The sequence below is a fragment of the Cellulomonas phragmiteti genome (assembly GCF_016862775.1).
GTDB lineage: Bacteria > Actinomycetota > Actinomycetes > Actinomycetales > Cellulomonadaceae > Cellulomonas > Cellulomonas phragmiteti.
Map to the genome: position 1 here is coordinate 95,554 of NZ_BONP01000006.1, position 22,280 is coordinate 117,833.

General features: G+C 74.3%; 16 protein-coding genes. 4 read left to right on the forward strand and 12 right to left on the reverse strand.

Annotated features, from left to right (window positions below):
- Positions 1-80 precede the first annotated feature (80 nt).
- The 6 genes from Cph01nite_RS06995 to Cph01nite_RS07020 all read right to left on the reverse strand — a co-directional run bounded on the left by Cph01nite_RS06995 (position 81) and on the right by Cph01nite_RS07020 (position 12,004).
- Positions 81-4,727: a rhamnan synthesis F family protein gene (locus Cph01nite_RS06995; protein WP_203672625.1), complete on the reverse strand. Its 4,647-nt coding sequence runs from the start codon at positions 4,725-4,727 to the stop codon at positions 81-83.
- Positions 4,724-5,716: an NAD-dependent epimerase/dehydratase family protein gene (locus Cph01nite_RS07000; protein ID WP_203672626.1), complete on the reverse strand. Its 993-nt coding sequence runs from the start codon at positions 5,714-5,716 to the stop codon at positions 4,724-4,726. The genes Cph01nite_RS06995 and Cph01nite_RS07000 overlap by 4 nt, the downstream gene beginning before the upstream one ends.
- A gap of 40 nt (positions 5,717-5,756) precedes the next feature.
- The gene (locus Cph01nite_RS07005) at positions 5,757-8,546 is read right to left on the reverse strand and encodes a YfhO family protein (protein ID WP_203672627.1); all 2,790 of its coding nucleotides are present in this window, start codon (positions 8,544-8,546) and stop codon (positions 5,757-5,759) included.
- Between the two features lie 140 nt (positions 8,547-8,686).
- Positions 8,687-9,688, reverse strand: a complete 1,002-nt coding sequence (locus Cph01nite_RS07010) for a lysylphosphatidylglycerol synthase domain-containing protein (protein WP_203672628.1) — start codon at positions 9,686-9,688, stop codon at positions 8,687-8,689.
- Complete coding sequence (locus Cph01nite_RS07015) at positions 9,685-10,980, reverse strand: glycosyltransferase (protein WP_203672629.1); 1,296 nt, start codon at positions 10,978-10,980, stop codon at positions 9,685-9,687. Before Cph01nite_RS07015 ends, Cph01nite_RS07010 begins: the two co-directional genes overlap by 4 nt.
- Positions 10,967-12,004 (reverse strand): hypothetical protein, encoded by a 1,038-nt coding sequence (locus tag Cph01nite_RS07020; protein WP_203672631.1) that lies wholly within the window; start codon positions 12,002-12,004, stop codon positions 10,967-10,969. Before Cph01nite_RS07020 ends, Cph01nite_RS07015 begins: the two co-directional genes overlap by 14 nt.
- 187 nt (positions 12,005-12,191) lie before the next feature.
- Between Cph01nite_RS07020 and Cph01nite_RS07025 the strand changes: the two genes are divergently transcribed.
- Positions 12,192-13,211, forward strand: a complete 1,020-nt coding sequence (locus Cph01nite_RS07025) for a glycosyltransferase family 2 protein (protein ID WP_203672633.1) — start codon at positions 12,192-12,194, stop codon at positions 13,209-13,211.
- 60 nt (positions 13,212-13,271) lie between these two features.
- Here Cph01nite_RS07025 and rfbA read toward each other — a convergent pair whose 3' ends face one another.
- From rfbA to Cph01nite_RS07040, 3 genes are read right to left on the reverse strand one after another with little or no spacing between them, the layout of a single operon-like run.
- On the reverse strand, positions 13,272-14,141 hold the full coding sequence (rfbA, locus tag Cph01nite_RS07030) for a glucose-1-phosphate thymidylyltransferase RfbA (protein ID WP_203672635.1): 870 nt from the start codon (positions 14,139-14,141) through the stop codon (positions 13,272-13,274).
- A gap of 6 nt (positions 14,142-14,147) precedes the next feature.
- Positions 14,148-16,157 carry a DUF7657 domain-containing protein gene (locus tag Cph01nite_RS07035; protein ID WP_203672637.1) on the reverse strand — a complete coding sequence of 670 codons (2,010 nt, stop codon included), beginning with the start codon at positions 16,155-16,157 and terminating at the stop codon, positions 14,148-14,150.
- Positions 16,138-17,085, reverse strand: coding sequence for a glycosyltransferase (locus Cph01nite_RS07040; RefSeq protein WP_203672639.1), 948 nt, complete (start codon positions 17,083-17,085; stop codon positions 16,138-16,140). Before Cph01nite_RS07040 ends, Cph01nite_RS07035 begins: the two co-directional genes overlap by 20 nt.
- Before the next feature lie 91 nt (positions 17,086-17,176).
- Here Cph01nite_RS07040 and Cph01nite_RS07045 point away from each other — a divergent pair, with 91 nt between their 5' ends.
- The gene (locus tag Cph01nite_RS07045; RefSeq protein ID WP_203672641.1) at positions 17,177-18,424 is read left to right on the forward strand and encodes a hypothetical protein; all 1,248 of its coding nucleotides are present in this window, start codon (positions 17,177-17,179) and stop codon (positions 18,422-18,424) included.
- Entirely contained in the window at positions 18,421-19,194 is a 774-nt protein-coding gene (locus tag Cph01nite_RS07050) for a glycosyltransferase (protein WP_239069104.1), read from the forward strand. Before Cph01nite_RS07045 ends, Cph01nite_RS07050 begins: the two co-directional genes overlap by 4 nt.
- On the opposite strand, the gene Cph01nite_RS07055 is transcribed toward Cph01nite_RS07050, so the two are convergent.
- Together Cph01nite_RS07055 and Cph01nite_RS07060 are read right to left on the reverse strand one after the other, a co-directional pair.
- Positions 19,123-19,590: a DUF2304 domain-containing protein gene (locus Cph01nite_RS07055; RefSeq protein ID WP_203672642.1), complete on the reverse strand. Its 468-nt coding sequence runs from the start codon at positions 19,588-19,590 to the stop codon at positions 19,123-19,125. The two genes, Cph01nite_RS07050 and Cph01nite_RS07055, sit on opposite strands and share 72 nt — an antisense overlap.
- Entirely contained in the window at positions 19,587-20,342 is a 756-nt protein-coding gene (locus Cph01nite_RS07060) for a glycosyltransferase family 2 protein (RefSeq protein WP_203672644.1), read from the reverse strand. The genes Cph01nite_RS07055 and Cph01nite_RS07060 overlap by 4 nt, the downstream gene beginning before the upstream one ends.
- A gap of 59 nt (positions 20,343-20,401) precedes the next feature.
- On the opposite strand from Cph01nite_RS07060, the gene Cph01nite_RS07065 reads away from it, so the two are divergent.
- Entirely contained in the window at positions 20,402-21,262 is an 861-nt protein-coding gene (locus Cph01nite_RS07065; protein WP_203672646.1) for a glycosyltransferase family 2 protein, read from the forward strand.
- On the opposite strand, the gene Cph01nite_RS07070 is transcribed toward Cph01nite_RS07065, so the two are convergent.
- On the reverse strand, positions 21,251-22,021 hold the full coding sequence (locus Cph01nite_RS07070; protein WP_203672648.1) for a TIGR03089 family protein: 771 nt from the start codon (positions 22,019-22,021) through the stop codon (positions 21,251-21,253). The genes Cph01nite_RS07065 and Cph01nite_RS07070 overlap by 12 nt on opposite strands.
- Positions 22,022-22,280 lie beyond the last annotated feature (259 nt).

Sequence of the window (22,280 nt, forward strand, 5' to 3'; positions counted from 1 at the left end):
GACGCCGCGGGGGGCCCGTTCCGGTGAAAGCCGTGACACGAGCCACAGCATTCACCGGAACGGACGCACGCCCGCCGGTGTCAGCGGCTGACGCCAGGGACGGAGGTCTTGGCGAACCGGTAGCCCGCCTGCTCGACGGCGAAGGGGATGATCCGCTCCAGCGCGTGCAGCATGGTCCCGTCGATCGGGAGCGGCTCGGCGGGGTACTCGTCCCACGTCAGTCGCGCGTCGAGCAGCGGCCGCAGGGCGTCGGTGCGGGCCCAGAACATGCCCCCCATGGGGAAGTCCAGGTGCGTGGTCAGGGGCGTGGTCAGCCCGATGCGCTTGGCCAGCCGCTCGCCCTCGTCGCGGTTGAGGTCCCAGTCGTTGAGGTGGGGGTCCTCCGGTGCCACGAGCCCGAGCGTGTCGTCCGCGGCGAACGCCGCGCAGACCGTGTCCATCATGCTGGCCCGACCGCCGACCAGGTTCTCCCACAGGAAGGTCCGCCACCTGTCGGCGACGTCCCCGGCGACGTGCGGGCTCCGCTTGCCGTGGACGTGGAGGACGACGTCGTAGTCGTCGAGCACCTCGTGGCCCAGCCCGGTGAAGAGGGGTGCGAGGTCACGGCCGCGGTTCTCGACGAGGTCGACCTGCCACCGTTCGATGCCGGCTCGCTCGAGCCTGCTGCGCAGGTCCATCTCCTTGTGCTCGGAGGTGGTGCTCAGGCGCAGGTCGACCGCCTGGGCGTTGGTGCCCATGCGCTCGATGAGCTCGTCGACGAGCTCGGGGTAGTGGAAGTGCCCGTGGACGAGGACCCGCAGGTCGGTCGGCGTGGGCTCCGGTGAGGGCCGCAGGACGGGTAGCGCCCACGGACCCGCGGGTCGGCCCCGGCGCAGGTAGTCGACGAACGGGTCGCCGTCCCGTTCCTCGACGTAGTCCGGCGACTGCTCGGCGTACACGAGCGGGTGGAATCCCTCGGCGGGGCGCCGGACGAGCAGACCCGTGCGCGGACGCGCGCGTGGCGCGGTCAGCCGGGAGCGGTGGACGTACTCCTGCACGAGCGCCAGGTGATCGCCGTCGTTGCCGGAGCCTGCGTACAGGTCGGCGTCGAAGGCCCCCGACTCGAGCAGCGCCTGCACGTCCCGCTGCTCCTGCTCGCGCGCCGCGCGAGCGCGACGACCCAGCTCGCCGAGACGGTCCGTGTAGGCCGCCATGTCGAACGCCGGGACCGCTGCGGCTCGCAGCCGGTCCCCGTAGGTGAGCCGGCTCGTCGCGTCGTCGGCGAGGCGGCGGATGGTGGCCGCTGCTGCCGCCGTGTCCAGGTGGGGGACGACGAGGTCGCGGAGCAGCTCGTCCTTGCCCAGCCACTCGGCGAACCCGCTCGCGCCGTCGAAGGCGACGATCGGTGTGCCGGACAGCGCCGCGTCGATCGTCACGTTGGGCAGCGGGTCGAGGCGCGACGAGAGGAAGAAGAGGTCGGCACGCTCGTACAACGGCGTGAGGTCGGAGGTGGGGGCGAGGAACGTCACGACCTCGTCCGCGCCGCTGCGCCGGACCTGCTCGTGCAGCTCGTCGACGTACCAGCCCAGGGAGGGGATGCGGTCACCGATCCAGGCGAAGCGCACGTCCTTCTCGCCGGCCGAGCGACGGACCTGGTCGGCGGTCTGGAGGAAGAACTCGACGCCCTTGCGTGGCGAGATCGTGCCCGCCCCCACGACGAGCACCGTCGAGGCGTCCAGGTCGGCGAGCAGGTCCGCCAGCGCGTGCTCCGGCAGGTCCGTCTCGACGCCGTCCGACCCGAGGCGCATGGCGCGGGGTGCTCGTTCCGTGTCGGTACCGGCCGGCAGCCGCGACTGGCCCTGGGGGATGACGTGGTGAGGACGTGCGATGAGGTCGGCGTACTCGCGACGCATCGAGTCCGCCACGATCGGCGCCGAGAAGACCACCTCGGAGACGGAGGCGAACAGCGCACCGAGGACACCCTCGGGACGCATGCTCGACGGGAACTCGTGCACGAGTGCCACCACCGGGACGCCGGTCGCCTCCAGTGCAGGAGCCATGGGGTGGGTCGCGGCCGAGTTCGCCAGGGCCCACATCGGCCCGAAGCGCTCCACCAGCTCCTCCGCGAGGATCTGGGCCTCGACCGGGTGCCACGGGTCGGCCTCGACGAGCGTCACCGTCGCGGCGGCCGCCCGCTCGATCTCGTGCGAGAGGTCACCGCCCTGGAGCAGCACGACGATGACGTCACGCTGCTCGGAGAACGAGTTGAGCAGGTTCCATCCCAGCACGGGTGCGCCGGTGCGCGTCGCCTCGTGCAGCAGCAGGAGCATGCGCTCACGGCCGGGCGTGAAGCCGTTCTCCAGGACCGTGGCGGTGTCGAGGAGCGAGCGTCCACGCCGTCCCTCCGCACGCCCGAACGCGGTGAAGTGGCGGCGGAGCTCGGTGTCGTCCAGGTGGCGGAGGTCGTCGTTCCGGCGACGGTAGTAGGCGAGATCCGGCTCGACCGCGGTTTCCTGCAGGACCTCGCCCGGGCCGTCCACGACGACCTGACCGGTCGGCGGTGCGACCGCTGCGACCGTGCGGTCGGCGTACGTCGCGGTTCCGGGGGTGCTCGCGTCCAGGGGACCCGGCCCGGCGGGGCTCGGGCGGAGCCTGAGACGGTTCACCGCGCGGCGCGCGCGCGCGGCGCGGATGCGTGCGGCGCGCAACGGCGACGTCACGCGCCAGGACAGGGTGTGGGCGTAGGCGTCGAGCTCGGCCCTCAGGGTCGCGGAGTCGTGCTCGGCGGCCTGGAGCCGACGGGCGCGGTCCGCGAGCTCGCGGCGCAGGTCCTCGGCCTCCCGCCTGGCGGTCGCCAACCGCTGCGAGCCTTCGACGACCTCCTGCCGGAGGTCCTCGGTGTCGCGCTCGAGCCGGCCGAGAGCGGTCGCGATCCGCTCGCGCGCCTCGCCCGCACGAGCGGTCTCGACCTCGGCGTTCTCGGCGACCCCTCGGAGCCGGTCGAGCTCGCGGCCGCGGACCTCGATCTCGTTGCGGAGCTCGGCCTCGAGCTCAGGTGCGACCCCTGCCACCGGCTCGGGGGCGGTGTCGGGGTCGGCCCCCAGCACGACGTCCAGGGCCTCGTCGACGGTGACACGCACCGCGGTGCCCTGGACGGTGGACTGGAACGCCACCTCGAGCTCCCAGGAGGACGCCAGGCGGTCGTCGTCGAGCACGACACCGTGCGCCGCGGCGACGTCGCGGACGAGGTCCCGGATGGTCGGCGCAGGTCCGCCGGGGGGCGCGACGGGCCCGACCGCGGCGAGGCTGTCGTAGAGGGCCCGGAACAGCACCCAGCCGAAGGTCGGGGGTTCGAGCATGCGCCACTCGAGGTCGATGAACCTGCCGGTCCCGCTCAGGAGGTTGCGCGGGAGCGCGTCGACGAGGTCACCCGGCACCTCGATGTCGAGGTCCGTCGTGCCCTCCGGCAGGCCGGCCCGGGCACGGATCGCCTCGAGCCAGGGGCCGAACCAGTCCACGACGTCGTCGACCGTCCAGCCGGGACGCGCGAGGCGGTCGGCGAGGTCGGCGGTCCACGGCGCCACGGGGGCGTAGGGCTCGTCCTCGCACACGATCTGCACGCCGCCGACCGTGTCCGGCAGGTCGGGGTGGGCGCGTCGCCGCACCACGTCGACGCGCCCGTCGCCGGTGACGAACTCCGTGACCTTGCGGAACTCGGGTCGTCGCGCACCGGACCCGTAGTACCACGCGAGCTGCTCCGGACCGCGCAGCGCCGATGCCGAGGCGCGGACGAGGAACGAGTTGGACAGGTCGGGGACCAGGTCGTTGCGGTGCACGGGCAGCCACGCGCGGCGGAGGTCGAACGACGTCGACTCGGGTTGCTGGTGGTCCCCGCCTCCGGTCGCGACGAGCAGAGGCGTGGCGTCGAGTCCCGAGGTCGGGTCGAGAGCCTGCTCGGTGAGCACCGTGGTCGGCAGCTTGTAGTCCGGGAAGGGGAAGAGCCAGCGCTGCTCGACGAGCCCTGCCGCGCTCAGCCGCGCCCCGAGCTCCTGGCGGCCGAACGTCACGGCCGTGGACGGTCCGTACCTGTCCTCGATCCCGGTCATCGCCACGCCGAGGTGGTCCTCGGGGAACCCGGCGAAGTACTTGAGGCCGAGCTGGTTCTCGATGGCGACGACCAGTTCGCCGTCGGGGAGCAGGAGGCGCGCGACGTGCTCGAGCATGACCTCCACGGGATCCGCGTCCGTCGTCTCGAAGCCGAACATGCGGGAGTACTCCAGCACGCCGACCATGACGACGGTCGCGAACCGCGCCGGGTGACCGAATCCCTGCACGGTGTCGGCGACGACCTGGACGTTCGGCAGGTCGCGGCACCGGTCCGCCGCGATCGCGGCGCGACGGGGTGAGCCCTCGACCGCGACGACGTCCAGTCCGTGCTCGCCGAGGACCCGAGTGATCGCGCCGGTCCCCGCGCCGAGCTCGAGCACGGGCCCGCGCATCGACGCCAGCAGCGGGCGGACGAGGTTCCCGCGCTGATGGCTGAGGTGGTAGAGCGACGGCCAGTCGCGGATCCCGGCTTCGAGCTCCCGGGAGCTGCTGCCGGTGTCCGTCGCGGAGCGCACGACGTCGGCGACCCACGTCTCGTGCTGGTCCCCGTCGTTGTAGCCGAACTCCGGAGCGCCCTGCGGGGACCAGGGGCCGGTGGGTGTCGTCCGGCGGTAGCCGAGGTCGGCGAGGTCCGGCGTCACTGCGCGGACCCCACGGTCGGGGCGGGACGGACACGCGCGGCAGCAGCGTCGCCGCCACCGGCCGCGCGGGCGGCGACCACGGAGGCCCACGTCCCGCGGATGCCCTCGTCCAGCGAGGTGCCGGCGACCCAGCCGAGCGTCCGGGTGGCGAGCGAGCAGTCCAGCCAGGTGGTGCGGCCGTCGAAGTCGCGGACGGGGTGGTGCACGACGTCGACGACGTCGGCACCGACGACATCTCTGATCACGTCGAGGAGGGTACCGAGGCTGGTGGGCCGTCCCGAGCCGACGTTGAGGACGTGGGAGTCCGGTGCGGTGACCTCGACCGCCCGCACGGCCGCCTCCGCGATGTCGTCCACGTGGACGTAGTCGCGGGCCGCACGTGGGTCGCCGAAGACGTGGAGCTCCTGACCCGCGGCGGCGGCGTGCAGCCAGTGGCTGATGACGCCCTGGCCGGGTGCGACGGGCTGACCCGGTCCGTACGCGTTCGCGACGCGCAGGACGATCGAGCCCGGGGCCTTGCGCTCCAGTTCCTGCTCCAGGAGCAGCTTCGCGCGGCCGTACGCGCACTCGGGGCCGACCGGGGAGGTCTCCGCGTACGGGGGCTCCACGCTCTGGTCGTACACCGTTCCGCCGGAGCTGAGCAGGACCGTGCGGGGGCGCGTGGAGGCCTGTGCCAGCAGGTCGAGGAAGCTGGTGAACGCCTCGATGTCGAGCGCGACGCGCCCGGGGTCGTGCTCGGCGATCATCGGGTTGATGCTGGAGGCCGCCCACACCACGCGGTCCGAGGCGAGGAGGTGCTCGTCGACACCGTCCGGGCCGGTGGGGGGACGCGAGCGGTCGAAGGCGTGGACGACGTGCCCGCGACGCACGAGCGCGTGGCAGATGCGCGAGCCGATGAAGCCGCGCGCCCCGACGACGCTGACCTCCAGGGGGCGCGAGCGTCGGGCGGCGGCCGCGAGCGAAGACAGGTACACCGTTGATGGCCTCATCGCAGGATCGTCGTGGGTCGTCGCATCTGCACGGCAGTCATCATGCCGCATCCCCGGACGCCTGTGGGGAGGACCTCGCGGGTCGCGGACCTGCGGTGTCGGCTCGGGACACGTGCTCCGGCCTGCGGCTGCGCGCCGACCGGTGCGCCAGCACCGCCACCGCGGCGAGCAGAGCGGCAGCCGACAGGGTGCTCGTGACGACCCCGGCGCGCAGTCCGGGAGGTGCGTACACGAGCTCCACCCGGTGGGCCCCCGCGGGCAGCGGCACCGCCCACATCGCGTGGTCCGCCCGCACGGGCTCGACCTCGCGGCCGTCGACCACGGCGACCCAACCCGTGCGCCACGAGTCGGCGACGACCGCGTAGCCCGCTCCGGTCGACGTCACCCGCAGCTCGACGGCGTCGCCGTCGTCGCGGACGACGCGGACGCTCGCGCGCGCACCCGGGTCGGTGGGTCGCACGTCCGCCCGGTCACCCAGGAGGACGGTGTCGGGGGCGAGTCGTCCGCCGGCGAGCAGGTCGACCCGCCGCCCGGGGTCCGTGACGACCTGTGCGCGGGACGCCCAGCGGAACCGCGGCAGCACCGTGGGCCGCTCGTAGACCGTCGCGTCGCCCGTGTGCACGACCACCATGTCGTCGTCCGGGAGCACCGCCGTGACGACCCAACGGCCCTCCCCGTCGACGGGCACCACGAGCTCGTCCCCCGCGAGCGACTCCAGGCCCAGGTGCATCGGCCCGTCGGCGGCAGGAGTCGGCAGCGCGATCCACACGCTGGTCGGCTCGCCCGTCGCCGCGACCCGGGCCACCGTCGCGGACAGGACGCCCCCGGAAGGGTCGAGGAGCGACAGGCGCAACCGCGCGGTCGCGGACCCGTCCTCGGGGGCGACGCCCACCGGCAGGTCGACGCGTGCCCCCCGGACCGGGGACGGCACCGGAGCCGTCACCGCACGCGCACCGGCGGGCGTCGCCCGGTACGTGCGGAGGACGCCGGTGGCGACCTGCTCCCCGGGGATCGGACCGTCGGGCTCGACGACCGCGAAGCGCGTGGCCGTGCGGTCGAGCGCGGGGGAGCCGAGCGCCGGCACGCTCATCGTCGAGAACGTGTACGTCAGCATGGCGCCCGGGTCCGCCGCCTCGAGCAGGGCCCGCCACTCCTCGGTGTGGAAGGCGTGCCCCGTCGTCGACCGCAGCCGGTAGGCGCTGTTGCTCCCCGGGAGCATGGTGAACCCGGTGCTCGTGAAGCGGTACTGGCCGAGGTTCTCGGCGAGGTAGTCGTGGGTGGCGGTCGCGGGGTAGAACGACTCGACGGGGGCCCGGGGCCACCACGCGGAGGCGACGGAGGCCGCTTGTCCGGCCATGAGGACGGGCAGGACGAGCACGGCGACGGCGGCGCTCCGGCGGCGGGAGCGGGTGGACGCCAGGACGACGGCGACCAGGCTGACCGCGACGAGCAGGATGCCCAGGACGAGCTCGTCGCGTGCGTGCTGGGCGTGCTCGCTCGGTGCCGCCCCGAGACCGCGGTGGACCGCGACCGCCAGCGCGACGACCACGGTCAGCCCGACGACGCAGCGGGCGACGACGGTCCTGGTCGGTCGGCGCCACCTGACCGTCCACCGCGCCGCCTCGCCCGCCGCGGGCGGTCGTCCCGCCCCGGTCGACCGGGTGAGCCGGTCGAACCCGTAGGCCGCGGCGATGGCGAACAGCAGCCCGAGGATCACGCGCAGGCGGCCGACGAAGCTCGTGTCGAACCCGGGCAGGGCCTGGACCGGTCCCAGCAGCACGCCCGCGTAGACCAGCGCGGTGCCGGCGGCGGCGCCGACCCCCGCGAACAGCAGCGGGTGCGCCGCGTGACCGTCGGGCCGCCTCCGCAGGAAGGCGGCGACGACCAGGACGAGGGTCGTGGCGCCGATGAACGAGAACCGTTCCACCGGGTTGCGGGAGCCTCCCCAGAACTCGGCGTCGATGGCACCGAGCATGCCCGGTGCGAACGCCGTCGCGAGAGCCGACCAGTCCAGGTGCATGTCCGGGGTCTGGGAGCGACGCTCGAAGCTGATCGCCGTGGCGGCGTTGAACGCGAAGGGCACGAGCTGCCACGCGGCGAGACCCACCCCGAGCACGGCACCGGAGGCGCCGATCGCGAGGGACCCGAGCCACTGCCGTGCGGTGGCGCGCGCGCGCCACAGCCGGACCGCGCCGTAGGCGATCGAGGTGTACGCCGCGTAGACGACGATCGCCGGGAACCCCCCGAGCAGCATCGAGGCGAGGATGACGGCGATGAGCAGGACGTCGCGCCGGCGTCGCTCGCACACCACCCGGTCGACCGCCCACAGGAGCAGGGGGACGAGCGCGGCGACCCGGGTCTGCGGCCACCCCGTCCAGGCGATCATGAAGCCGCTGGACACGAACGCGAGCGCGCCGACGGCCCGTGCCGCGGGGCTCAGCCCCAGGCGGCGCAGCAGCAGCGCCATCCCGGCGCTGGCGACCGCGACCTCCACCAGCTTGACCCCGCCGGGCGCGTAGGTGTCCGGCAGCAGGAGCCAGGGCCAGGTCATGGGCGAGAAGAGGGAGGAGTCCGGCAGGGAACCCAGGGGGCTGCCACCGGCCACGTACGGGTTCCACCACAGGATGCGCCCGCTCAGCAGGGTGTCCTTGAGGAGCAGCAGACGTGGCGTCACGGAGTCGATCGTGTCCCCGGGCCACGGGTTGCCGACGGTCCCGTCCCCGTAGCCGTACGTGCTCCACGGGGCCAGCCCGTTGAGGAGGTCGGTCGCGGCGAAGACCGCACGACCGACCAGCGCGGGCCCGATGCCCACGAGGGTGAAACCGACCACGGCCGCCCAGGCCACGACGCTCGCCGGCGACCAGGCGCGGGCCGTCGTGACGGCGGCTCGGCCGCGCCGACGAGCGGACCGCACCGCGCGGTGCCCCGCCTCGCGCACGCGGCGTCCCGCGGGACGCGCCGACCCGGCGGTCACCTCGCCGTCCCCGGACGCGTCGCGGGCTGCGCCGTGCCCGTCCGACCGACGTGGCGCACGAGGCGTCGACGCAGCAGCAGGCTCGCGACCGCGAGGAACAGGACGTCCACCACGATGCTCCACAGCCGCGTCAGCACCGTGACCACCACGGCCGCCTCGACCGGCATGAGAGCCGTGAGGAAGAGCACCTGGACCCCCTCGCGCACCCCGATCCCGCCGGGGGCGAAGAACGCGAGCATGCTCACCGCCGAGGCGATGCTCGCGGCCCCGACGACGTACCCGAGGTCGGACCAGGGCAGGTCGTGGTACACGGCGCGCGCGACCAGGTAGTACGACGCGCCGGTCAGCAGGGTCCCGAGCACGAACAGACCGCCACCGCCGAGGACCATCGACCACGTCGGCCTGTCCTCGACGGGCATCGGCCCCCGACGCGTGAGGCGGCGCGCGAGGTCGAGCAGGCGGCGGAGCACGGGGGGCACCAGGGCGAGGAGGCACAGGACCGCCGCGACGACGGACAGCTGCGTGGCGCGAGGGCCCGCGGCGTCGAGCCGCGGGTCGAGCGCCAGCAGGGCGAGCCCGACGAGCAGCGTCGAGATCAGCTGCAGGGCGCCCTCCAGCACACCCGACACGGCCAGCTTGGAACGGCTCACGCCGTGCTGCGCGGCGAACCAGACCTTCCCGAGGATCCAGGTGCCCGCTCCCAGCACGTACCGCCCGAGCCAGGCCTTGGCGTACACGTGGCACAGCTCGCGCCAGTCGCGGCGCAGGTGCTGCGCGCCCAGGCGGCGCAGCAGGAACAGCCACACCCCCGCCCCCCAGTAGCGGAAGGCGAGGGCGAGGGCCGTGGCGCCCAGCATCGGCAGGGCGGCGAACCGCAGGCCCTCGAGGGTCGCCCAGTCGATCGTCGCCAGGTACCCGGCCATCGCGAGCACGACGGCGACGGTGAAGCCGGTCTGCACCCAGCGGCGGGTGCGGCTCCCGGGGCCGGCAGGGCTCATGCCGGTGCCTGCGCGGGGGTGACGAAGGGCGCGAGCAGGACGTCGTGGTGCCGGCGGGCCAGCCGCTGCCAGGAGAACTCGTGCGAGAGCTCGACCGCCGCGCGGGCGAGGGTCTCGCGCTCGTCGTCCGCCATGCGGGCCACGCGCACGAGGGCGGCGGCGAGCCCGGCCGCGTCACGCTCCTCGACGAGGATCCCGGTGCGCCCGTTGTCCAGGACGTCGTCCGCTCCGCTCTGGCGGGTGGCGACGCAGGGCAGGCCGTACGACAGTCCCTCCAGCAGCGTGACGGGCAGCCCTTCCACGTCGCCGTCGGACGCGACGACGGAGGGGACGACCAGCGCGTCGGCCGCGCGGAACCAGCTGTCCTTGAGCTCACCGGTCACGTACCCGGTGAACTGCACCCGGTCGGCCAGGCCGAGGCGCTCGGCCCGTGCCGCGAGGTCGTCGCGCAGCGGGCCGTCCCCGGCGACGACGAGGCGCCACGCCCCGAGGTCGTCGGAGGCGAGGTGCAGCGCCTGCAGCAGGTGCTGCACGCCCTTCTTCTCGACGAGCCTGCCGACGACGAGCAGGACGAGCCGGTCGCCGACGCCGTGCGCGTCACGGGCCGCCGCCCGCGCGGTGACGTCGCGCGGGCGCGACGGCAGGTCCGTCCCCATCGGGATGACGTGGACCGGCGGGCCGACCTCGCCGTCGGGGTCGAAGTGCCGCAGACGCTGCAGGGTGCGGCTGCTCACCGCCGACGCGGCGCGGGCGAGGCGCAGCGTCGGGCGGACGACCAGAGCCCCGGCGAACGGCACGCGCCGCCACACGTCGACGTCGGAGGCGTGGGTGGTGAAGACGAACGGCACGCCGGTCAGCCGGCAGGCCCAGGCCGCCACGACGGCCTGCGGTGTGAACCAGTGGGCGTAGACGACGGCGGGACGCCGGCGCCGGGTCTCGCGCAGGGTGGCCACGAGCTCGCCGAGGAACAGCAGCGGCACCACCGGGTAGAGCCAGGGGTTGCTGCGCAGCGCGGGCATGATGCCGCGGCCGGCGAGCACCTCGGCGCGCCGGGGGAGCGCGTAGTGGAACCGCACCTCGTCGAACGTGGGGTGGTGCGTCAGCGACCGGGTCCGCGAGCGGCGGTCGTGCGGCGCGACCACGCACACGTCCAGCTCGGGGTACGCCGCCGTCAGCGCTCGGACCTGGTCGCGCACGAACGCCGGGACGGGGTCGTCGTCCGACGAGGGGAACGTCGAGGCGAGGACGAGGACGCTGGGCCGCGCGGTGCGGCCGGGGTCACGCGGAGCCACGGGTCAGCTCGGCGAACCGCGCGCGGTCCGTGTCGGTCAGGGCACGGGAGTTCACGTGCGTGAGGCGCCCCGTGCCGCGCAGCAGCGTCTCGATCACGTCCAGCTCGAGCTCGGTGAACGCCGTGAGGAACGCGGTGTCGCCGGCGAGGAGGTCACGGAGGCTGTCGTTGAGGTCGGCCGACTCGGCGATCGCCGCCGCCAGCTCGCGGGCGTTGCCGTCCGTCACGTCGACCGTGGTGAAGGGGGCGCCGTCCTTGCGCAGGAACGCGATGCCGCCCACGGGCGCCGTCTGCCCGAAGACGTCGTCGGCGAAGAGCTCGTCCGCGTGGATCCGGGTCGAGATGAGGAACTCCGTGCGCAGCACGCGTTCGAGCACGAACCGCAGCACGTTCTTCGTGTACACCGCGACGCGGTGGCGCAGGGGGATCCGGGCGCCGGCGAGCGAGCGGACGTTGTACGTGAAGATGTGCAGCGGACGCGGGTAGGGGTGCACGGTGAGGTCGGAGGTGTCGACGAGCAGGAGGTCGTCACCCAGGAAGCGGTAGCCCTGCGCGAGCAGCGCGATGCTGAGCGTCGTCTTGCCCGTCCCGCCGTACGCGGGCAGCAGGACCGCCTCGCCGTCCTTCGTCACGCCGGCGGCGTGCATGAGGAGCACGCGCTGCTGGAGCAGCTTGTAGTACATGACCGGCTCGAGGACCTGTGCCTGCAGGTACACGCCGATCGCGTTCATGTACACGCGGTCGACCCAGTGCCGGGCGAAGAACACGGTGACCCGGTCGGTGTCGAGACCGCGCACGAGGGTCCGGTAGGTGAAGAGGCGCTTGAACCGGGTGACGTGGACGACGTCCCCCGCCTGCTGCAGGGGGAGCCGGTCCACCAGCTCGACCCGGACCGTGGCGGAGCGCGGCGACGACGTCGTGGCTCGCGCGATCCGCAGGTACTCGTTGTCGAAGTAGCGTCGCCAGCCGCGGTGGGTCGTGACCAGCTCCACGGTCAGGAAGCCGTAGAAGTTGTACGAGGTCACGACGATCTCCCCACCCGTCCCACGATGTCCGGAGCCCGCCGTCCACCCGTGGCTGCGACCAGGCCGCCTCCCGGCGATGCGCAGGCGACTTTATCAGCGTGCCTCGGCGCCCCCTCGGGGGTCGTCGTGTCCCGGCGGCGGGCCGCCTCGTAGACTCGTCCGATCCCCTCTGCCACCAGGACGTGACGTGAAGGTCTTCATCCAGATCCCCTGTCTCAACGAGGAGACGACGCTGCCCGCGGTCCTGCGCTCGGTGCCGCGCACGATCGAGGGCGTGGAGACGGAGATCCTCGTCATCGACGACGGCTCGACGGACCGCACGGTGGAGGTGGCGCGCGCCCACGGTGTCCGGCACTTCGTGCGGCACACCCGGAACATGGGGCTGGCGAGGTCGTTCCGGGACGGTGTGCACTACGCGCTGACCCACGGCGCGGACATCGTCGTCAACACGGACGGGGACAACCAGTACCCGCAGGAGCGCATCCCGGACCTGGTCGCGCCGATCCTGGCCGGTGAGGCGGACATCGTCATCGCCGACCGCCAGACGGCGACGATCGCCGAGTTCTCGGCGTTCAAGAAGCTCATGCAGCGCGTGGGCAGCGCCGTGGTCAACGGCGCCGCCGACACGGACCTGCCCGACGCCGCGAGCGGGTTCCGCGCGTACTCGCGGTCGGCCCTGATCCGGTTGAACGTGGTGACCGAGTTCTCCTACTGCATGGAGACGATCATCCAGGCGGGGCACAAGCGGCTGAAGATCGCCAGCATCCCGGTCACCACGAACGCCAAGACCCGCGAGTCCCGGCTGTTCACGAGCATCACGCAGCACATGAGCAGGTCGGCTGCGGCGATCATCCGCAGCTACCTGATGTTCAAGCCCCAGGCCGTCTTCGCGACGCTGACGGCCCTGTTCGGCACCCTGGCGCTGGTGCCGATGGTCCGGTTCCTCGTCCTGTGGGCGGTGGAGGGCAACGGCGACGGCAACGTGCAGTCCCTGATCTTCGGCGCGATCATGGCGGTCGCCGCCCTGCTGTCGCTGGCGCTGGGCGTGCTCTCCGAGCTGCAGCGGACCAACCGCATCCTGCTCGAGGAGCAGCTCGAGCGGATCAAGGAGATGCAGTACCGCGGTGCCCTGCGGGTGACGCCCTCGTGGGAGAGCTGGTCGACCGAGGTCGCCCGCGCCACCGAGCAGCCCACCGACCGCGCCTGACGGCCACCGGGCAGCGGCGCCCAGGACGCGGCGACCGGCCCGCAGGCCGGTCGCCGTGCGTCAGTGCCCCTCGTCCAGCAGGCCCAGCAGGTAGCTGCCGTAGCCCGACTTCACCAGCTTCTCCGCGCGCACGCGCAGCTCGTCGTCGGAGAGGAACCCGCGCCGCCAGGCGACCTCCTCGGGGGAGCCGACCTTGAGTCCCTGCCGGGCCTCGACCGTCCGGACGAACTCCGAGGCCTCGAGCAGGGAGTCGAACGTCCCGGTGTCGAGCCACGCGGTGCCGCGGGGCAGGACCTCGACCTGCAGGCGACCCTGCTCGAGGTACGCGCGGTTGACGTCGGTGATCTCGTACTCGCCGCGCGCGGACGGCTCCAGGTCGCGTGCGATCGCGATGACGTCGTTGTCGTAGAAGTACAGGCCGGGCACCGCGTAGTTGCTCTTGGGGTGGGCGGGCTTCTCCTCCAGCGACAGCGCACGGCCGTTCGCGTCGAACTCGACGACGCCGTACGACGTCGCGTCGGCCACGCGGTAGGCGAACACCGCGCCGCCGTCGATGTTCTCGAAGCGCTCCAGGCGGGACCCGAGCCCGGCGCCGTAGAAGATGTTGTCGCCGAGGACGAGCGCGGCGGCGTCGTTCCCGACGAAGTCCGCTCCCAGGACGAACGCCTGCGCGAGCCCGTTCGGCTCGGCCTGCACGGTGTACTCGATCGAGACGCCGAACTGCGACCCGTCGCCGAGGAGCCGGCGGAACTGGTCCGCGTCGTGCGGCGTCGTGATGATCAGCACGTCGCGGATGCCCGCGAGGATCAGGGTCGACAGCGGGTAGTAGATCATCGGCTTGTCGTACACCGGGACGAGCTGCTTGCTGACGCCGAGCGTGATGGGGTGCAGCCGGGTGCCCGAGCCGCCGGCCAGGATGATTCCGCGCATGTCGACCTAGTGTGCCGTATCCGGGAGGTCCACCGTGTACCTCCAGTGGGTCCGGCCCGACCAGACGAACGAGTCGTGCTCGACGAGACAGGGTTCGTCGAGCCGGTGGCTCGACACGACCGAGGTCATCTCCCGCATGCGCGTCGCGACCTCGCACGCCGGGCCCCGCACCTCTATGCGGTCGGCGGCGGGGTTGCTCACCGTCAGCGGCACCGTGTCGTCCCAGACGAACAGGACGAACGACCCGCCGCGGTTCCACACGTTCTCGTCCGAGCCCGGGAGCATCCGCTGCCAGGCGGCCCGGTCGGGACCGGCGAGCTGGCGCCCGGACAGCGCGGGCACACCGGTGGCGAGCATGAGGGCGTCCACGGTCACGTCGTCGGACGCCCACGCCTGCCCGTGCTCCCGCAGCCAGGCGCCGTCGCGCATCATCTGCTGCGCCGTCGAGCTGGCGCGCAGGTCCCCGAGGCCCACGAGGACGGGGTTGACGCGCCACACGAGCGTGACGGCCAGGGCGACGGTCACCACGTACGGGACCACGGCCCGGGGCCGCCACGTCACCAGCGCGACGCACAGGCCCGTGAGCACCGAGGCCAGCAGGATGCGCGGGCTGGACAGCCCGAGCAGGTTGTCGCGCTGCAGGAACAGGCCGGCGACGCCCACGACGGCGGTCACCGCACCGCCGGCGACCACGGCACGCACGACCCCGGGGCGCTCGACCAGCCCGGGGAGCAGGAGGCAGAGAAGGGCGACGGCCAGGTAGCCCAGGACGTCGGCCGCCCGCCCGGGCGGGACGAGGTTCGCCAGCGGCACGTGGGTCCCCACCACCCCCCAGTCGACGAGCACCCAGGACGACCAGAACACCGTGGCGGCACCGAGCACCGCGATCGCGGGGCGGTTGACGCGCCGCCACGCGACGGCGCGCGAGGCGACCAGCACGAGCACCCAGATCGCGGCGACCGCGAACGACGACGAGATCTCCGAGTTGTTGGTGCCCGTGATCGGCAGGTACTCCTGCCAGCCCAGCAGCGTGGCGCCGAACACCTCCTGCAGCGGCTGCGACTCGCCCGTGACGACCCGGGCGCCCGGGTAGAGGGTGCTGGTGATCGCCTGGAACGAGGCCCAGTTCTCGGCCAGCACGGCACCGGCGAGTGCGAGCGCGCCGCCCCCGACGGCGGCCGTGACGACCAGGCCGGTGCGACGGGTCTCCCGGTCGCGCAGGACGGTCAGCACCGCCGCGACGAGCAGCGGCAGGACGACCACGATCGTCCACGGCTGGTAGTGGAAGGGCGTGCGGGCGAGCAGCACCGCGGCGGTGAGGCCGTACGCGACCGCGACCGCCCTGCGGTCCTGCGTCCAGCGGCGTGCGCACAGCAGCAGGGCCGCCGCACCCGCGAGCGTGTACCCGAGCATCGTCACCGGCCCGAGCGACCACCAGGCCGTCGCCGGGGACGCGAGCATCAGGCCGGCGGCGAACCAGCCGACCCAGCGGTTGCCGGTGACCTCGCGGAAGAACGCCGGGGCGCCGAGCAGCAGCAGCAGGACGGGCAGCCACCAGCGGGCGGCGAGCAGGGACGCGTCGGGCAGCCACGGCCCGAGCCGCAGCAGCGTCGCGTCGTGCAGCACGACCGACGACACCGGGCCGGAGGACAGCAGCGACGTGAACCCGTGGGGTGCCGCGAGCGGGTTGAGGTCGTCGGTCGAGCCGGTCGCGGTGACGCCGAGGTTGAGCGGGGTCGAGGTGAGGAACTCGTCGCTGCGCAGCGCGAGCGGCTCCCCGATCTGGTGGCCGTACGGCTGCGCGGGGTCCTGCCGCAGCTCCCAGGTGCCGATGGAGGACAGGGTGACGCCCAGGACGACGAGCAGGAGGTACACGGCCACCGGGCCGACGACGTGCCAGTGCCGCCGCAGCACGTCGCGCCACGTGCGCCCGCCGGCGGCAGCCGGCCCCGGCGTCGCGCCGGGTGCGGCGGGACCGGCAGGGGGGAGGGTCGGGTCAGCGCTCTCGAGGTGCATCGTGCTCCGGTCGTGACGGGGGTGACTGCCGCGTGCCGGGGCCCTGCGGATCGGGACCGACGATCCCGCGCAGGCCGTCGGCGGCACCACGTAGGGTCGCACGCCAGCGTGCCCGCCGACCCGGGACCAGCAGGGTCGTCACCGCGAGGTGGCGGACGTCACGCAGCACGGCGCCCACCGCCCAGCCGGGTGCCCGCCGCCCGTACCGGCGCACGAGGTGCACGCGGTTGCGGGCGATGTAGTAGTAGCGGAACGGCGCGGCGTGGACGAGCCGGGGTCCGCGGCCGCCCCCGGCCACGGTGCCGAGGCGGTGCCCGAGCTTGGCACCCGCGGCGGCGACCACCGCACGGCCCGTCGTGCGGGCGCGCAGGTAGAGGTCGGTGTCCACGCCGTCGATGAAGAGGTCGGCGTCCAGGAGCGATCCGCCGGGAGCGGGGGACAGGTCCGCCGCCACGAGCAGCCCGGACTGCAGCGGCTCCCTGCTCAGCAGCACGTCGCCCCGGCGGCCGGCGACCCGCGAGCCGACGTCCTCGACGTGCTCGGGCCCGACCAGCGCGACGTCGAGCCCGGCGGCCCGCGCGCCGTCCGCCGCCGCGAGCAGGGCGTCGACGTAGCCGCCCGGCAGCGCGGAGTCCTGGTCCACCGTGAGGTACCAGGCGGGAGCGACGGCGGCGTCGGCGTGCGCGACGCCGGTGCCCAGGGCGGCGCCGATGCCGCGGTTGCGCGGGTGGCGCACGACGACGGCGCCGGCGGCGGCGCAGTCGGCGAGCACCGCGTCGGCCTCGTCCCCCGTGCCGTCGTCGACGACGACGACGAGGTCGACCTGCCCGGCCAGTGCCGTGCAGAGGTCCGTGAGGCGCGCGTCGGGGTGGTAGGAGCTGACCACTGCGGCGACCCCGCGGAGCGGACCGGGAGCGTCCGAGGACATGGCGCACAACGTACACTCCGACCGGCGCGGCAGATCGCACGCGCCGGGACGGCGCGCTGCGCGCTGCCGGCGGGCGCCGGGAGGGGCCAGGATGGGCGACACCGCGGTGCCCGCGGTCGTGGGTCGACGCGACGCGGTGGGGATCGCCGTCGCGACAGGTGTCTCGGCCCTGAGCGGCTACGCCGCCCTCGCCGTGGCCACCAACACCCTCGACGACGACGCCGGCACGGTCTTCGTCACCTGGTGGTCCCTGCTGTTCGTGCTGTTCGGCCTGCTGAGCGGGTTCTCGGTCGAGACGACGCGTGCCGTGGCCGCCGCGCGGCGCGACGGTGCCCCGGCGGGCGCCCCGACCGTGCGTCGGGTCGCGGTCGGTGTGGCGGTCGCCACGCTCGCGCTCTGCGCGGCGGCGACCCCGCTGTGGACGCACGTCGTGCTCCCGGCGGGGCACGCCGGTCTCGTCGTGCCCGTCGTCGTCGGGGCCCTGGCGTTCGCGGTCCACTCGGCGCTCGTCGGCGCGCTCGCGGGGACGCGGCGGTGGGCCGCGTACGCGCGCCTCGTCGGTGCCGAGGCGGTGTGGCGGCTGGTCCTGGTCGGCGCGGCGGCCCTGCTCGGCCTCGGTCTCGGTGGTCTGGCATGGGGCGCGGCGCTGGCCGCGACGGCCTGGGTCCTGGTCGTCCTGCTGTCGTCGGCCACGCGGGAGGTCGCCGGCCAGCGCCTGGACGCGGCCGCCGGTCCGGTCGCGCGGCGCGTCGCCGCGGCCACCGTCGCCGCGGGCGCGAGCGCGGTCCTCGTCGTGGGCTACCCGGCGCTGCTGGCCGCGACCACGGCGCCGGCCGACTTCCGCGGGTCCGCGCCGCTGCTGATCGCCATCACGGTGACCCGCGCGCCGCTGCTCGTGCCGCTCAACGCCTTCCAGGGCGTGGCCGTCGCGCACTTCGTCGCGCACCAGCACCGTGGACTGCGGGCGCTGGCCCCCCTGGCGGGCGCGGTCGTGGCCGCCGGCATCGTGGCCGCGGGGCTGGCGACCCTCGTCGGACCTGCGCTGATGTCCGTCTTCGGTCCCGGGTACCGCGTCGACGGCGCCCTGCTCGGTGTGCTGACGCTCGCGGCCGTCGGCCTGGCGCTCCTGACCCTGACCGGGGCGCTGTGCCAGTCGTTCACCCGCCACCGGGCCTTCGTCGCCGGCTGGCTCGCGGCGACCGGCGCGGCGGTCCTGGTGCTGCAGCTGCCCGGCGGGCTCGAGCAGCGCGCGGTGCTGGGGCTCGTCGTGGGGCCTGCCGTGGGCCTGGTCGTGCACCTGGTCGCGCTGGCACGCGGCACCCGGGAGGCGGCACGATGACGGGCGTCGACCGCGGCGCGGCCCGCGTCAGCGTCTGCATGGCGACGTTCCGCGGCGCCCGCTGGGTCGAGGAGCAGATCGCGTCGGTGCTGGCCGAGCTGGGGCCCGACGACGAGCTCGTCGTCGTCGACGACGCCTCCGACGACGCGACCCCGCAGGTGCTGGAGGCGCTCCGCGACCCGCGGGTCCGTGTGCTCCCGCAGTCCGTGAACCGCGGCTACGTGCGGACCTTCGAGGCCGCGCTGCAGGCGGCGCGGGGGGACGTCCTGCTGCTGGCCGACCAGGACGACGTCTGGGTGCCCGGCCGGCTCGCCCGCATGGTGGACGACCTCGCGGCGGGCGACGTCGTCGCGACCAACCTCGCCACGCTGGGGGGCCCCGACGCGATCCCCGGGCCGTACGGGCAGCGTGCGTGGCGGCTGCGCGGCAAGGTCGGGGGACGCGGGGCGCGCGACGTGCTGGGCGTGCTCGCGGGCAACCGCCCCTACTTCGGGTGCGCGATGGGGGTGCGCCGCGAGGCGCTCGACGTGCTGCTGCCGTTCCCCGACTTCCTCGTGGAGTCCCACGACCTGTGGATCGCCCTGTACGGCAACCTCACCGGCTCGATGGTGCACGACGAGACCGTGAGCGTCCTGCGGCGGTACCACGAGGACAACACCAGCCCGGCCCGGCCGCGCGGGGTGCGCGCGGCCGTGGGGTCACGGCTCCTGCTGCTGAGGTGCCTCGTCGAGCTGGGCCGCCGGGTCCGGCGCCGTCGGGCCGGGCGCTGACGACGGGGCTCCTGACGACGGGGCTGCTGACGACTGGGCTGCTGAGGCCTGGGGGCCGATGGCGCCGCGCTCGACGTCGAGGCGCAGCAGCGCGACCTCCTCCGCGAGCGTGCGCGTCTCCTCCTCCAGCGCGGTGATCTCGGCGCTGAGCTGGATGCACACGAGCAGCAGGACGAGCAGCGACGCGGCGAACAGCAGGTTGACGGGCGTCTGCACGCCCGCCCACCGGGCCAGCGGGCCCACCACGCCGGGGAACAGGCTGAGGACGCTCACGCCGAGCGCGAGCACGAACCACATGACCGCGTACTTCTCGCGCAGCTTGCGGGTGCGCAGCAGGACGAGCAGGAACGCGACGAGCGCAAGGCACGACCCGACGGCGAACGCGTACCCGGTCATGCGGCGGCTCCTGCCGGTCGGGGCACCGGTGGCGGTGCCATGGGGCGGGTCAGGGCGACGACGAGGGCGAGCACGGCGCGGCCCAGGAACACCGCGGCCTTCAGCGGGCTGTGCGACGGGGTGCCGCCCGCCCGGACGCGCATCGTCACCGGGACCTGGCGGATGCGCAGGCCGGCGCGGCAGGCGATGACGAGCGACTCGACGGTGTCACCGAGGTACTCGGCGGGGTAGTCGCGCGCGAACAGCGCGATCGCCCGGGAGTTCGCGCCGCGGAACCCGGACGTGGTGTCCGTGAGGCGGGTGGCCGCGGTCCGCGACAGCACGGCCGACAGCAGGCCCATCGCCCAGCGCCGCGGGCCGCGGACGCGGTAGTCACCCTCGCCGGCGAATCGCGCGCCGATCGCGACGTCCGCGCCCTCGTCGAGCAGGGCGACGACGCGCGCGACGTCGGCGGGGTTGTGCTGCCCGTCCGCGTCGAGCTGCACGACCCGGTCGTAGCCGTGGCGCTGCGCGAACCGGAAGCCGGCGCGCATGGCCCCGCCCACGCCGAGGTTGAGGGGCAGGTCCAGCAGCATCGCCCCGGGGTGCGCGCGCACGGCCGCCGCGGTGCCGTCGGTGGAGCCGTCGTTGACCACGAGGACGTCGGCCTCGGGGACGTGCGCGGTCAGCTCGTCCAGGACCTGCGGCAGGACGGCCTCCTCGTTCCATGCCGGCACGACGACGAGGAGACGCGGGTGGACGGGTGCGGTCACGGCCGCCCAGCCTAACGGCCCGCGGCCCCGCACCGGCCGCACACGGCTAGCCTTCCCCCGTGCCGCTCGACATCCTCGTCCCGTACTGGGGTGACCCGCGCCTGCTGCAGGAGACCGTGCGCAGCGTGCTGGCCCAGGACAGCCCGGACTGGCTGCTCACCGTGGTCGACGACGCCTACCCCGACCGGACCGTCGAGCAGTGGATGGCGACGATCGACGACCCCCGGGTGCGCTACGTCCGCAAGGACGGCAACGAGGGGATCACGGCGACGTTCCGCACGTGCGCGGAGCTGGCCACGCAGGAGCGCGTCGTGCTCCCGGGCTGCGACGACGTGCTGCTGCCGGGGTACGTGCGCACCGTGCTCGCGGCGCACGCGGCCCACCCGGACGTGGCGGTGATCCAGCCGGGCGTCCGGGTGATCGACGCCTCGGGGGCGCCCGCGACGCCGCTCGCCGACCGGGTCAAGGCCGTGCTGCGGCCGCGGGGCACGGGGCGGCTGCTGTCCGGCGAGGATCTCGCGGTGAGCCTGCTGCACGGCGACTGGATGTACTTCCCGTCGCTCGCGTTCCGGCGCGAGACGCTGCTCGCCACGCCGTTCCAGGAGGGGCGTGCCGTCATCCAGGACCTCGCGCTCGTCATCGACATGGTCGCGGCGGGCGAGGGCCTGCTGCTGGAGTCGGAGGTCTGCTTCCTGTACCGCCGGCACGCGAGCGCGTCGTCGCCCGGGACGGACCGGTTCGACGGCGAGGTGGCCTACTTCCGCCACGCGGCCGCCCAGATGCGGGCCCTCGGGTGGCGGCGTGCGGAGCGCGCGGCGCGCTGGCGGCTGACGTCGCGGCTGCACGCGCTGGCGACGCTGGCCGCGCCGCGGGCGGTCGACCGCCGTGCGCTGTGGCGGCTCGCCGTCTCACGCGGGTGAGGCGGCGTCCGTCAACCGGTCGTCGGTGACCTGCTCGGACCCGAGCACCCGGGCGCGACGGGCGGGGTCGGCCCGCAGCTCGTCGGCCGTGGTGCGGTCGACGAGCACGACGGAGCCGTCGGCGGCCCAGACCTGCAGGGCGGCGCGCAGCAGCGTCGGCAGGTCGTCGGCGACGAGCGCGGCCCGGACCGCGGGGCCGCCCGGGTCGGTGACGAGCCCGGCGTGGCCCACCGTCGCGCCTGCGGTGACCAGGGCGGGGGAGCCCGGGTCGGTCGGTGGCGCCCAGGTGACCACGTCCGCGTAGGACAGCACCGCCGCGCCGTCGACGACGTCGGGGGGCAGCGGCGCGTCGAAGGAGCGCGCGAGCGCCGGCAGCGCGACGGCGACGACCAGCGGCGCGCGCTCGGTCGCCGGCGCCGGGCGGTCGGTCACGACGACGTCGACCGGTACGCCGTCGGGGGCGGCGCCGTCCGCGTCCAGCACCACGCACGCACCGGCGCGCCACGACGCGAGCGCCCACACGAGCGCGCGCCAGTGCGGCGGCAGGTCCAGCAGGACGCGCACCCCCGGTGCGGCGTCGACCTCCTCGACCAGGAGGTTGGTGGACTTGCTCACCCAGTTCGCCAGGACGGCGCCGGAGAGCTCGACGCGCTCCCCGCCGGTGCCGTACCACGTGATCCGCGGTCGTCCCGGGTCGCGCTGCAGGAGCTCCAGGAGGCTGCTGACGTCGGTCGGCGGGCGGTGCGTCGGAGTCCCCATGGGGCCCAAGGCTAGACTCGCGGGCACGCCACGCCGACGTCACGGAACTTTCACCCGGACAACTCGGGCATCTAGCACGTCCCCGGTTGACGAGCGCGAACGACACGCGTGTAATTCCTGAGAAGTGGTTCATCGACGCGTTGCACGTCGCGGCCTCCGCGCCGCACACGCCGGGTCGGACGCCATCAGCAGGACGACGCACCTGGCACCACCCGGCCGGCACGAGCACCACCGAGCACGACTTCCCGCGGAGGCACGT